At 57.6% G+C, this 13,027-nt stretch carries 11 protein-coding genes; 7 read left to right on the top strand and 4 right to left on the bottom strand.

Going from position 1 to position 13,027, the window contains the following annotated elements:
• From OCV66_RS10885 to OCV66_RS10875, 3 genes are all read right to left on the bottom strand, one after another.
• Positions 1-240 (bottom strand): hypothetical protein (locus OCV66_RS10885; protein ID WP_262564466.1); only part of this gene is annotated, 240 nt, incomplete at its 3' end.
• A gap of 134 nt (positions 241-374) precedes the next feature.
• Positions 375-1,637 carry a CAP domain-containing protein gene (locus tag OCV66_RS10880; RefSeq protein ID WP_082397393.1) on the bottom strand — a complete coding sequence of 421 codons (1,263 nt, stop codon included), beginning with the start codon at positions 1,635-1,637 and terminating at the stop codon, positions 375-377.
• 252 nt (positions 1,638-1,889) lie between these two features.
• Positions 1,890-2,291, bottom strand: a complete 402-nt coding sequence (locus OCV66_RS10875) for a type II toxin-antitoxin system RelE/ParE family toxin (protein ID WP_054328344.1) — start codon at positions 2,289-2,291, stop codon at positions 1,890-1,892.
• A 471-nt stretch (positions 2,292-2,762) separates the two neighbouring features.
• On the opposite strand from OCV66_RS10875, the gene rpoN reads away from it, so the two are divergent.
• The 3 genes from rpoN (at position 2,763) to OCV66_RS10860 (ending at position 5,787) form a co-directional block, all read left to right on the top strand.
• On the top strand, positions 2,763-4,073 hold the full coding sequence (gene rpoN, locus OCV66_RS10870) for an RNA polymerase factor sigma-54 (protein ID WP_262564464.1): 1,311 nt from the start codon (positions 2,763-2,765) through the stop codon (positions 4,071-4,073).
• A gap of 138 nt (positions 4,074-4,211) precedes the next feature.
• A complete protein-coding gene (locus tag OCV66_RS10865; protein WP_054328347.1) occupies positions 4,212-4,589 on the top strand; it encodes a cupin domain-containing protein in 378 nt (125 codons plus the stop codon).
• Positions 4,590-4,650: 61 nt separating this feature from the next.
• A complete protein-coding gene (locus OCV66_RS10860; protein WP_147574277.1) occupies positions 4,651-5,787 on the top strand; it encodes a 4-hydroxybutyrate dehydrogenase in 1,137 nt (378 codons plus the stop codon).
• Positions 5,788-5,992: 205 nt separating this feature from the next.
• Here OCV66_RS10860 and OCV66_RS10855 read toward each other — a convergent pair whose 3' ends face one another.
• On the bottom strand, positions 5,993-7,984 hold the full coding sequence (locus OCV66_RS10855; protein WP_054328349.1) for a sigma-54-dependent Fis family transcriptional regulator: 1,992 nt from the start codon (positions 7,982-7,984) through the stop codon (positions 5,993-5,995).
• 505 nt (positions 7,985-8,489) lie between these two features.
• Here OCV66_RS10855 and OCV66_RS10850 point away from each other — a divergent pair.
• The 4 genes from OCV66_RS10850 (at position 8,490) to OCV66_RS10835 (ending at position 13,025) form a co-directional block, all read left to right on the top strand.
• Positions 8,490-9,530 carry a zinc-dependent alcohol dehydrogenase gene (locus OCV66_RS10850; RefSeq protein WP_054328350.1) on the top strand — a complete coding sequence of 347 codons (1,041 nt, stop codon included), beginning with the start codon at positions 8,490-8,492 and terminating at the stop codon, positions 9,528-9,530.
• On the top strand, positions 9,527-10,573 hold the full coding sequence (locus OCV66_RS10845) for a zinc-dependent alcohol dehydrogenase (protein ID WP_147574276.1): 1,047 nt from the start codon (positions 9,527-9,529) through the stop codon (positions 10,571-10,573). Before OCV66_RS10850 ends, OCV66_RS10845 begins: the two co-directional genes overlap by 4 nt.
• A gap of 70 nt (positions 10,574-10,643) precedes the next feature.
• Positions 10,644-11,954, top strand: coding sequence for an ABC transporter substrate-binding protein (locus tag OCV66_RS10840; protein WP_107631254.1), 1,311 nt, complete (start codon positions 10,644-10,646; stop codon positions 11,952-11,954).
• Between the two features lie 183 nt (positions 11,955-12,137).
• Positions 12,138-13,025: a branched-chain amino acid ABC transporter permease gene (locus OCV66_RS10835; protein ID WP_054328353.1), complete on the top strand. Its 888-nt coding sequence runs from the start codon at positions 12,138-12,140 to the stop codon at positions 13,023-13,025.
• Positions 13,026-13,027 lie beyond the last annotated feature (2 nt).

The following is a 13,027-nucleotide window of genomic DNA, read 5'->3' as shown; positions in this document are numbered from 1 at the left end:
CGTAAACATAGGCCAGACGTTGCGTGGCGCGCCGTTCTGCTGGAACCACGCCTTTTGCACGCCTCTGTCCGCGATAGTGTACACCTCGCCTACGTTGATCTCAATGCTGGACGCCTCGTTGTCCTCATCTGCCAGCGGCATGATGCCGCTGTCCACTGCAGCGGCCAGCGGCACGCTGGTGAGGAGAGTAAGGGCGGACAATGCGCCTGCTGTGACCTGTCTGAAAATATCCTTTATCATGATTTGCCTCCTCATATTGGAATAAAAAAGCCGCCTTTCAAGGGAAAGGCGGCGCGCGCTGATGATGATTTACTTGTTTCATAGCCTGGATAAAAAGAAAGAGCGATTAGGTTGATCTAATCGCTCTGGTTGAGTTATAAACCGAACTCTTGCGCGCAGTAAATAGTTCCATTTTCTGAAACAGCAAAGCCGATGCCTACGCGAGTATAATCCTCATCTAAGATAGCATAGCGATGCCCATCCGAATTCATGAAATTATTCATTGCTGCTTTCATGGGATCAAAGCCCATCTCAACACCAAGTTGGGTCATGCGCCCTGCGCCTGTAATATTTTCGTGACTATACACATCATCTGCTGACATACCATTTTCGGCTGCGAAAGCACGCTCTTCATCAATATCAGAATGCCTAAACTCCGTGGTAAGATGCATGGCCCAATACTGCGCCCAACTCATAAGATTTTGGTCAATCTCCAATTCTGGGACACCAACCTTGCGGCGCTCTTCATTGATGGCATCTATCATTTCCAGTTCCCATTCTCGGAGCATTTCGTCCGTTACAGTAGTGGAACTGCTGCTGTTATCGGCATTGCCGTCCGTGCTATCGCCGCCGCTTGTGACTTCCTGACCCAGCGCCTTGCGCAGCTCATCTGCCCAGAAATGGTTTACCGTGCGGTCATCTTCGAACGAAACCGCGTCTACCGGCGCGCCTTTCATGGCGTCCAGTGCAGCGATAACGTCCTCTACCGTGCCGGCCGCTTTACCCGTGATGACCGGCGCATATTTTTTCGCCGTCTCAAGATATTTTTCCGGCCGCCAGTTGCAGTCTATCATGGCCTGATTGAATTCTGACATGGTTTTGTTCCACTTCGTAATGGCGCTGCCGCCGGCAGGCGTTGTGCTTTCCGTGTACGGCGCATCCGTGTCGATACGGACGCTCTCCGTAGCCGCGTCATAGGATACGCCAAAATCGATCTGCTTACCGATATCCCGCAGCTTCACATAATTGTTTCCGCTGATCTGGTAGGCCGTCATGCTGGCCTGCTTGCCATCTATGGTGATTTTCTGATCCGTCACCTTGGCAGACGCGCCGCTTACCGCCTCGTCCTTAATGCCCGCCACGCTGGGGGCCGTGCGCTCCGTGCTGATCTCTACGGTCTGCGTCTCGTTGTTCCACTCCACACCAAAGCCCACAAGCGTACCAATATCGCGCAGCTTGAAATAATTGTTGTCCGCTATATTGTACCCCGTGGGATAGACGCGGGGGCCATCAACGTAGACCGTCTGGCCCATGTCACGGGTGGGGGTGGCAATTACCGTATCAGCCGCACTGGCGAAAGGCACTGTACCGGCAATAAATGTCGCTGTACAAAGTAAAGCTGCAAGACTGGTCTTCATAAGATTTCACCTTCGCTTTCCATTCCTGTATCTTTACTTTACAGCGAGTGCGCGATGCTGTCAACCAAATTATTTTGAACCGAAATGTTGTCAATTGCAAGGGAAGCCGCTTTTACATCATACGGCGGCTTCCCTGCAAAGATTTCACAGGATAAAGAGAAGCGACCTTGCCTTCCTATAGAATATATAACACGTTATCGAACAGGCGGCGGACGTTGCCTGTGAATAAGCAGGTACATTGTCGAACGCCTCCTATACAATTTGTTTAACCAAATCGGGTGTATCAATTTTCAAAAGAAACTGCGCCGGATCGTGTTCGATTCGACGCAGTTTTGCCAGTGCAGTTTCAAGTGCTGCATCCGTTTTCCGTTTGTGGTTTTTGATAAACGCTTCCAGTATAATCACATTCCCCTTGGAATCATAGGTGAAAATAACACGGCTCAAGGTCGTCTTGTATTTGTCCCGCAATTCAAATAGCCGCCGGTATCTATCCATTTGGAAATGCTTGACCGGTGGTTTTCCTATCGTATCGCGCGGCAACAGCAGCATTGTGATAAACCATAGCAGTCGTTCCTGTTGCTTTGGGTGAAGTGTTTGTAAAAACTGCTTGATTGCATCTCCACCTAAATCATGATATGTATAAAGTATCTTCATAACGAAAACTCCTTTTTTTAATCAACAAGGTATGGGGCTTTTCTTGTTGCCAACATTCTGCCAACAAATCTGCAATTGCGAATAATCTGTTCTCTTCAAAAAGTTATAAAATTCAGAACAAATAACGCGAAACAAGCCTTAATAATATAGCCTAAAGGATTATAAAAAATATATATGAACACTTAAAATCCTCCGGTAGCGATACTGTGCCGGTTCGATTCCGGCTGGCGGCACCATCGTCCTCAAAGCCTGCAGCCATATGGCTGCAGGCTTTTTTCTGCCCGCCGGCGCAGCGCATCCCTGCCGCGCGCTGACGTGCCGGACGCGTCCACAGCCTCATCCTCTCGCCAAGCAAAACCCATGCCAGAAGTTGGCATGGGTTTTGCTTTATACTTTTTTGTGCCGTTGCGCTTACTGCTCGCCAAGCAAAGCCCCTCAACGCACAGATCGAAGACAGAGAGGAAGAACCAGATGGACGTCTTTGCAAACCACCCTGTTCAGCAGCAGACGCAAAACATGATCCTGTCCCAGCAGCAGCTGCAATCGCTGAAAATGCTCGAGCTGACCGCCCAGGAGCTGGAGAAATTCCTGCAGGAGGAATTCACAGAGAACCCCGCGCTCGAGTGGAAAAGCAGCTGGAGGACAGGCACCGCCCCCGCTGCGGAGCCGCTTTCCTACGAGGCCTCCTGCGGCCTGTACACCGACGAGGAGCAGTGGAAGCTGCATATCCTCGACCAACTGCAGCGGCATCCGTCTTTCCGCGCCCACGCTGGGGATTTTCTGCTTTTGCTGGACTGGGCAGACGACGATGGACTGTTCCGCACGCCGCTTGCGGAGTTCTACCAGTCCACAGGTATGCCCGCCGACACCGCGGCGCATTGCCTGGAGGTCCTGCGCGGCCTTGATCCGCCCGGCATCTTCGCAGCGGACGCCGCGCACTGTCTACTCCGGCAGGCGCAGGCGCGCGGTCTGCTTGACGACACGCTGCGCAGCATCATCCTGCGGTATCTGAGCGAGATCGCCTCCGGCTATTACGCCAAGATTGCCGACGAGCTGCATCTGCCCCGCAAAGCGCTCGCCCGTTATATCGACCTCCTGAAGGAGCTTTCCCCCCATCCGCTGAACGGACTTGTGGGCGGGGACGCGCCCTACCTTATGCCGGATATCACGCTGCGCAAAACCGACGGCGGCTGGGAGATCCTGCTCAACGACCGCACGGCCGACACCTACTGCGTCAGCCCCTACTGCGCGGCGCTCTATCAGCAGGCCCAGTCCCCCGAGCTGCACACCTACCTGAAGCAGTCGCTCGACCGCGCCCGTCTGATTATCAGCGCTCTCGCTCAGCGCCGCGAAACCCTCCTGCGGCTGATCCGCGCAGTCATCGCGCGCCAACGCCCGTGGCTGGACGGACGCGGCCCGCTCGCGCCGATGACCATGAGCCAGCTGGCGGCGCAGCTTCAGGTCCACCCGTCCACGGTTTCCCGCGCCGTGAAAGGGAAATACATCGAAACGCCGACGCACGGCACGCTCGCGCTGCGCGGCCTGTTTTCTCAGGAGGTGTCCGCCGAGGGTGTCAGCGCGAACGCCCAGGATGTGCGCGCCCGCATCCGCGGGTTGATCCAGCGCGAGCCGGCCGACGCCCCATACAGCGACCAGAAGCTCTCCGCCCTGCTGGAGGAGCAGGGCATCTATATCTCCCGCCGCACGGTCGCGAAATACCGGCAGGAAATGTGCATCCCCTCCGCGTTCGCGCGGCGGGAGGGACCGTCCGGTCCCGCTTGAAAACTTGAAAAAACGCCGCGCACACCTGATATTTTTCCCGCGTTCCGCTTGGATGGCACCGTTTTTGCTGCACAAATCAGTATAATATGTTCGCCTACGTGATGGGACGATAAATTTTTCAGATGGGAGATGTTTTGCATGAATCTTTGCATCCACGAACGGGACGGAGAAAAAAAGGTCTTTGACGGCCGCCAAGTCTATTGGCTGCACACACCGGAAAAGACCGGCGGGAGTTACAGCTCGATCTGCACGGTCAGCTATGACCCGGGCGCCAAGGCCAAGCCCGCTCACGCGCATGACAACGGCGAGGAGACCGTTTATGTGCTTTCCGGAACGGGAAAGGTCAAGGTCGGCGACAAGGTCATGGGGCTGGAGCCCGGAACCCTGGTGCTGTTCCCGCAGGGCGTGCCGCATATGGTATGGAACACCGGCGATATCCCGCTGCACATGGTCTGCTTCTATGCGCCGAACGCGGACGCTATCCAATATACCTTTTACGAGGATTTTGACTTCTGAACCACGCAACTGCAGCCGCGTCCAGCGCTCCGGACGCGAAAGAAAAGAAAGGAAGGATACTATGAAACAGCTTTACATTGGGCCGGAAATCCACCAGTTTGATACGTTCAAAGACTTTGCGGAGGAATTTACGCTGTGTGCGTCCGACCTGATCCTGACCAACGAATACATTTACAAGCCCTTTATCGAGAAGCTGGAGCTTCCTTGCGGCCGGATCTATCAAGAGAAATTCGGCCTGGGCGAGCCGACCGACACCATGACGCAGGCCATCCTGGACGAAGCCGCCAAGGGAAATTACGACCGTGTGATCGCGATCGGCGGCGGCACGGTCATCGATATCGCCAAGGTTCTGGTCCTCGGCGGCGGCGCAACGGTGGACGAACTGTACGACAATATGGTGGGCCTGACCAAGGCGCGCCGGCTCATCATCATCCCGACGACCTGCGGCACCGGCAGCGAGGTGACCAATATCTCCATCCTCAACCGCACCAGGCTGGGTACCAAGCAAGGGCTTGTCTCCCCCGCCATGTTCGCCGACCACGCCGTGCTCATTCCGGAATTCCTGCAAAGCCTGCCGTACAGCGTGTTTGCCACCAGTTCGATCGACGCGCTCATCCACGCGGTCGAGTCCTACCTCAGCCCCAGCGCAACTCCGTATACCGAGATGTACTCCCTGCAGGCCATGCAGGATATCCTGCGCGGCTACTGCCAGATCGCCGAGCGCGGGCAGCACGCGCGCTTCCAGAGCAGCGCGGAATACCTGCGCGCCAGCAATTACGCGGGCATCGCGTTCAGCAACAGCGGCTGCGCCGCAGTCCACGCGATGAGCTACGCCCTGGGCGGCAAATACCATGTGGCGCATGGCGAAAGCAACTACCAGTTCTTTACCGACGTCCTGCGCAAATACCAGGAAAAGAAGCCGGACGGAAAAATCCGCACGCTGGACCATTTCCTGCAGAATACGATTGCCGCGGCCGGCAGCGGCGCGGAGCTTGAGGGAGACACTGGCATCGACCTGCTGGAATGCCTGCTGTCCAGGGTGCTGGAACGGAAGCGCATGGCGGATTACGGCGTCACCTGGGAGGACATCCCTGTCTTTGCCCAAAGCACCATCGACAATCAGCAGCGGCTGCTGAAAAACAACTATATCCCCCTGACTCTGGAGGATATCACCGCGATCTATCAGGCGCGGCTGTAATCCCTTTCATTCCCGACAATCTCCTTTTCTTTCTCTTTCGATACCCTGGGCCTGCTTTCTCCTTGATTCAATTGTGCTATATATCTCTTCCTTTTAACTCTTTCTTATTGTCAACCTGTCGGCAGGCCCAGCGTATCCATACAAAAACCGGGGAGCCCTCCGCTTGCGGCTGCAAGCGGAGGGCTCCCCGCATCATTTTCCCCTGTCATTCCCGCCGGCGCAGGTGCTGGTAATCGATCTCCAGCTTCTGCATTTTGCGGTACAGCGTCCTCCGGCTAATGCCCAGACGCGCCGCCGCGTTTTTGACGTTGCCGCGCGACTCGTTGAGCTGTTTGAGGATCAGCTCCCGTTCCGCATCGTGGATCGTGCCGCGCGCCGGCTCGTTTACCGCCGGTGCAGGCGCGGCCGGCGCGCGGTAACGCAGCACCGACGCCGTGATATGCTCCGGCCGGATATACACATCGGTCGTCAGCAGGCAGGCGCGCTCGACCGTATTTTCCAGCTCGCGGATATTACCCGGCCATGGGTATTCCAGGAAGAGCCGCATCACCTCGTCTGTAACGCCGCGTATCTGCGCCTTGCCCGCCGGCTGGTATTTGCGGATGAAATAATCTGTAAGTATCGGGATATCCTCCTGCCGCTCGCGCAGCGTCGGTATCTGGAGGGAAAGGACGTTCAGACGGTAATACAGGTCGCTGCGGAAGGTCTTTTCCTCAATCGCCTGCTGCAGGTCCACATTGGTACCCGCAATGATGCGGATATTGAGCGGGATCGGCTTCTTCCCCCCGACGCGCGTCACCTCGCGCGTCTGCAGGATGCGCAGCAGGTGGACCTGCACCTCGTAAGGCATATCGCCGATCTCGTCCAGAAAGATCGTGCCGTTGTTGGCCAGCTCGAATTTGCCGGCGCTGCCCTCGCGCTTCGCGCCGGTGAACGCGCCCGACTCGTAGCCGAACAGCTCGCTCTCGACCAGGCTCTTGGGTATCGCGCCGCAGTTCACCGCCACAAACGGCCCGCAGGCGAATTCGCTACTGTTGTGGATCGACTGCGCGAACAGTTCCTTTCCCGTACCGCTCTCCCCGAGCAGCAGCACGTTCGCGGAGTTGGTGCTTGCGATCTGGGCGTATGCCTTGGCGGTTGTGATGGCGGAGGACTGCCCGATGATGTCGTCAAAGTTGAACGAGGCGGTCGCGCCGATATATTTTGTGACGAATTTGCGCACCTCCGGACTCTGCCGGAAGGTGATCAACAGGCCCGAGCCATCGCTTGAGGCGGCGTTCTGTACCATCTGTATCGTGACAAACGCGCGGATTGTGCCGTATTTGCCCTGCACCGTCAAATCGCGGTCATATACGTTTTTCTTCATCTTGAAGAAGTCGAACGAGGGCATGATTTCCAGGATGGACTGCCGGAGCAGCTCGTCCTTGGTATAGCCCAGGATCTGCAGCGCGGTGTCGTTTGTTTTGACGATGGTATAGCCGCTGTCCAGCAGGAACACGCCCTGGTTGATGGTCGAAATGATGGTTTGAAGCTGGTTTTCCGCCGCAGCAAGGCGGTTGTACAGCCTTTGCAGCGAAAACTGCCGCATGATCGCGTAGCTTGCCGCAGCCACCAGCCCCAGCGTGTGCGGGTGCGTCTGATTCCAGGCGCCCGACATGCAGATCGCGCCCCACAGCCGGCCGTCCGCGTCGATCAGCGGCGCGCCGATTCCAGTAAACTCATGCTCGGACGGATAAAACATCTCGTAGGAGGCAAGCTGGACGGGCTTCCGAATCGCCATCGGCGTGCCGATCCCGCCCGTGCCGAACACCGATTCATGCCGGCACGCCCCTTCCACCAGCGGGTTTTCCTTTGACTGGATGTCAGCCACCGCGTCCTTATCCCCGATCAGCTTCAGGATATACCCGTCGCTGTCCGACAGGAGAAGTACAAAGCCCGATCCCTTGACCAGGGTATGCAGGAACTCCATAAAGGAGGTGGCAACCTCCATCAGCACCGCGTTTTTCCGGCGGCGGGCCTCCAGCTCCTCCGGCGCGAGCCTTTTAACGGATTGCTTCTCCGGATCAAGCCCATAGGCCAGCGAACGCTTCCAGGAATCATAAACCACTTTGGGAAACACGCTGTAGTCTTCCGCCCCGCTGTGAAAAAATTGATATCTGGCCCGTTCCATCTGCTCGCGTTTCGCTTCTGCAATCAACAAAGGCTCCTCCTTTCAAAGCATTGCGTTTCAGTGTGTCATTATTATACACCAAAACCAGAATTTTGCACGAAAAAAATAAATTCCGCCGTTTCCCTCCCGCTGTCCCCGGCCGACTGGGGCGCTGTGTGTCCCTATGTGACAAAAGTGTGACACACTTTCGAAAAACCGCTGCAAAGCCGTGCCCCTCACGGCAAAGTATTCCTTTTTCAGCAATTGCTTCCTTCCCTTTCCTGTCACATGTGCCACTTCGTTGTCACATAAAATAAAAATGCACAGAATAATACAAATTATTATTATATATATTGCACAAACCACATGAAGCCCGTCCCGTCGATTGCGGGTCAGATGCGTCCCTGTTTTCCCACGCCGGGCGGCAATCCGGCCTTCTGTAAAAAAGCGGGTTTTTTCGGAGCGACGGTACAGTTGGCACAGGAGTTGCTTCTCTATCTTTTATATAAGATCCCTGCAAAAAACGGCTGGACAGCAAAAGGGGAACAGAAGCATGAAAGCATTGATGAAATGGGAGTCCGGCGCGGGCCATGTCGCGCTGCGCGAAACCGAGCGCCCCGTACCGGGGCCGGACGAGGTCCTCATCCGCGTGGCCGCGGCGGGTATCTGCGGCACGGATATCAAGATATGGCACGGCACCACCTGGAGCAACCCGCCCGTCATCCTGGGCCACGAGTATTCCGGCGTGGTCGTTGGGCTTGGCCGCAACGTCACCGGTCTGCAGCCGGGCGACCGCGTGGTCAGCGAGACCGCACAGGTCGTCTGCGGGAAATGCGCTTATTGCCGCAGCGGTCGGGAACTGATGTGCGACAGGCGGCTTTCCATCGGCTACGGCGTCAACGGCGCCATGGCGGAATACATCGCTGTGCGGCAGGGCATTGTCCACAAGATACCGGACAGCCTGGACTTTGACAAGGCCGCTCTGTGCGAGCCGTTCGCCGTTGCGCTGCACGGCCTGCTCGACCATACGGCGCTTACCGCTGCCGACCGCGTGCTGGTCATGGGGCCGGGCGCGATCGGACAGCTTGTGGCGCAGGCCGCCCGCTCGTGCGGCGCGAAAACCGTGCTCGTCGGTCTGCCGCAGGATCAGGAACGGCTAGATGCCGCCCGACGCGCCGGTATCGACGTGACACTGACCCGACTGACCGACGAAGCGATGCAGGAGCTGACTGGCGGCAGGGGCTTTGACGTCGCCGTGGACTGCACCGGTGCGGAGCCTGCGATACGGCAGGCCATGAAGGCAGTCAAAAAGGCCGGCACGTTCATCCAGCTCGGCCTGACCAAGCCCGAGCTGACCATCGATTACTCCCTGCTGACCGCAAAGGAGCTACAAATTGTCGGCACGTTCGGCCACCAGTACCACAACTGGGAAATGGCGATCGAGCTGATGGCCAGCGGCAAGGTGCAGGTCGACCATCTGATCACCAGCCGCTACGATCTGGAAGACTGGCAGCGCGGCTTTGAGGAAATGCAAGGCAGCAAGGGCATCAAGATCCTGCTGTACCCGAACGGAGAGCAAGGAGTGGAACCATGAAAGCAGTCGTCAATTACGAAAGCGGGGCGAAAAAGGTCCGGCTGATGGAGGTCGAGCCACCGCTCCCCCAAGCCGGCCAGGTCCGCATCCGCGTCTCCTACTGCGGCATCTGCGGCACGGATATCCATATTTTCAGCGGCGACGGGGGCTACCCCACCAACCCGCCCGTAACGATGGGGCATGAGTTGTCCGGTGTGGTGGAATCCGTCGGCGCGGGCGTCGATCCCGCCTGGATCGGGCAGCGGGTCGTGAGCGAAACCTATTACCACACCTGCGGCATCTGCCCCTATTGCCAGACCGGCCACAAAAACCTGTGTCCGGAAAAGCAGTCCATCGGCAGCGCGGTCAACGGCGCGATGGCAGAGCTTGTGGTGGTGCCGGCGAAAAACCTGCACCGCATCCCGCAGGGCGTCAGCATGGAGGAGGCCGCCATGACCGAGCCGCTCGCCTGCTGCGCGCAGGGCGTGTTGGAGTTCGGCGGCCTACGGCCGGGTGACAAGGTGCTGATCACCGGCCCGGGCGCGATCGGCCTGATGTGCCTGCAGCTCGCAGCCAGCGCGGGCGCGCGGGTCGTGATAGCCGGCACCCAAGTGGACGCCGAGCGGCTGGAGCTGGCCAAAGAGCTTGGCGCCTGCGCCGCGGTCTTTTCCGACCGGCCGGATGCGGAGGATCGGATCGCCGCGCTTTGCCCGCCCTACGGGCCGGATGTCGTGTTCGACTGCTCCGGCGCCGGCCCTGCGATCCAGATGGGTCTGCGCGCCGTGCGCAAGGGCGGCCGGTATGTGCAAGTCGGCCTGACGGGCAAGCCCACCACGTTGGATATGAACCTGATCACGCTCAAGGAGTTGACCGTTTACGGAACCTATGCCCAAAAAACCGAGTGGTGGATCCGCTCGCTCGAACTGCTGGGGCAGAAAAAGATCAGCCTCAAGCCGCTGATCAGCAACATATACCGTCTGGAGGACTGGGAACAGGCCTTTGACGGGTACATCCGGAAAATAGGTTTGAAATATTTGTTGGCGGCTACGGAAGAGAGGCGGTGAGAAGAAGGAGTGAGCTGTTTTGTGTAGCTGCTGCAAATAAAAAATCCCAACACACTAAGGAGGAAGAAAAATGAAAAGAGTTAAGCGATTGATCAGTTTGGGCCTGTCCCTCACCTTTGCCCTCAGCCTTGTGGGCTGCGGGAACGGCGCGGACACCTCCGACGCCAACGCGCAGGACACGCCATCCACAGGCGGTAACGTTGTCAAGATCGGCAGCCTGTGGCCGTTGACCGGCGGTTCCGCAACCATCGGCCAGCAGCATGCGGACGGAGCCGAGGCCGCGATCAAGGAGATCAATGCCAACGGCGGCATCAAGTCGATGGACGGCGCACAGATCGAGCTGGTCGTTGCGGATACGCAGACTGCGGCTGACCAGGCTTCGGTCGCATGCGAGCGCCTGATCACGGACGATGATGTATCCCTAATCATCGGTGCGTATAACAGCACCTGCTGTATCTCCGCATCTGAAGTCGCCCAGAAATACTCCATCCCATTTATCTCCCAGGGCGGTGTTGCGACAGACGTGACCGAGCGAGGCTACGATTATGTATACCGTATCAACAACACCGCGACGTTCGACGTGCAGGAGATGATTGTCGCGCTGGACGAGGTGTGTAAGGAATATAATCTGGATACCCTGACCTACGCTCTGATTTATGAAAACACAGACTGGGGTTCGGATAACGCCCGCATCTGGAAAGAGCTGGCAGACGAGCGCGGCTGGACTTGCGTGCTTGACGAGCCTGTGACCAACGGCCAGGCGGACATGACCTCCCAAGTGCTCAAGATCAAGGAATCCGGCGCGGACGTGTGCAACGTTTCGTTCTATACCGATGACGCCATCGTATTCGCCAATGCAATGTACGCCAACCAGGTTGATCTGCCCTACGGTATCTGGTCGGTCGGCGGCGGCTGGCAGGACTCCGCGTTCTATGAATCCGTCAGCCCCGAAGTCTATGAATACACGTTCGTCCAGGAGGACTGGGACATGTCCGGCGTCCAGAACAAGGAATGGATCAAGGAAGTCGCCCAGCAGTGCAAGGATACCTACGGCTATGAAATGAGTTCGTTCTTCGCCCAGGGCTGGACCGCGGCCTATGTCGCCTACTATGCGCTCGAATCCGCGGGTACCACGGACGCGGAGGCCCTGCGCGACGCGATCGCTAACCTGAACATCCAGAACAGCGACGAGGAGCGCGCGCTGCTCTCCGGCTACAGCGCCATCGTCTTTGACGAAAAGGGCCAGAACACCTTTGGCGGCGGCCCGACCGGCGGCACGATCGTCCAGTACCAGAACAGCGAGCCTGTCGCCCTTTATCCGGCTGAGCACAGCTCCGGCGGCACGGCGGTCCTCCCCATCCCCGCGTTCAGCGAGCGCTGACTTTCCCTGTACGGAAACAGCTCCATGCCAATACGGCGGCGGCCTGGGGCGGGAAGCCTTCCCGCCCCTCCGCTGCGCCGTTTTCGGCGTTATCCTTTCGGCATACCCGTTCCAGCCATACGCCCTTTACAACGCTCTGCAAACTGTATCGAGGCGGTAATTACAGAGGAAAGGAAATAGGTTATGAACAATTTGTTTTTGTCCATTCTGCACGGGCTGATCCTGGGAGGGGCATACGGCCTGATCGCGGTCGGCCTGAGCGTCATCTTCGGCGTGGTGCGCATCATCAACTTCGCGCACGGCGCCATGCTGATGGCCTCGGCTTATGCGTATTACGAGCTGTTCACGCGGTATGATGTCGATCCGTTTTTAGCCATGATCGTCATCGCGCCCCTGTTCTTTGTGATCGGCTTTTTGCTGCAGAAGGTTGTCATCCGTCCGCTGCTCATCCGCGAGCGCGCCAGCGTGCTCGAACCGACCAGCGTTATGCTGTTCACGATCGGCCTGGACTATGCGATCGCAAACCTTTACCTGATGATCTATACCTCGCGCTATAAAACGCTCAACACCTGGGCTTATTCGAATTACGCGCGCCTGTTCGACGGAAAATTCGTCACGCAGTATTCGCGCATCATCTCTTTCGTGCTGGCCTTTGTCGTCGCGGGCATCCTGTGGTTCATCATCAACCGCACCGAACTGGGCAAGCGAATCCGCGCGGTATCCCAGAACCGTGACGCAGCGGCGCTGTGCGGCGTCAATGTACATACGACCTACGGCATCGCGTTCGGTCTGGGTACCGCGGCGCTTGCCATTGCGGGCGCCTGCATGGCCTCGTTTTACCTGGTCTCCCCCTCCGTCGGCAATGTGTTCGGCACAAAGTCGTTCATGATCGTTGTGCTGGGCGGCCTGGGCAGCATCCCCGGCGCGATCATCGGCGGCCTGATATTCGGCCTGATCGAGCAGGTCGGCGCGCAGTTTATCACCTCTACCATGGCGTCCATGCTGTCGTTTATCCTTTTCCTGATCGTTCTGGTCATCAAGCCGGACGGTTTGCTGGGCAAGAAAAAGTGAGG

Origin of the sequence: Agathobaculum ammoniilyticum, from assembly GCF_025567315.1 — a bacterium.
Taxonomy (GTDB): Bacteria; Bacillota; Clostridia; order Oscillospirales; family Butyricicoccaceae; genus Agathobaculum; species Agathobaculum ammoniilyticum.
This window is presented reverse-complemented; position numbering and strand designations above follow the sequence as displayed.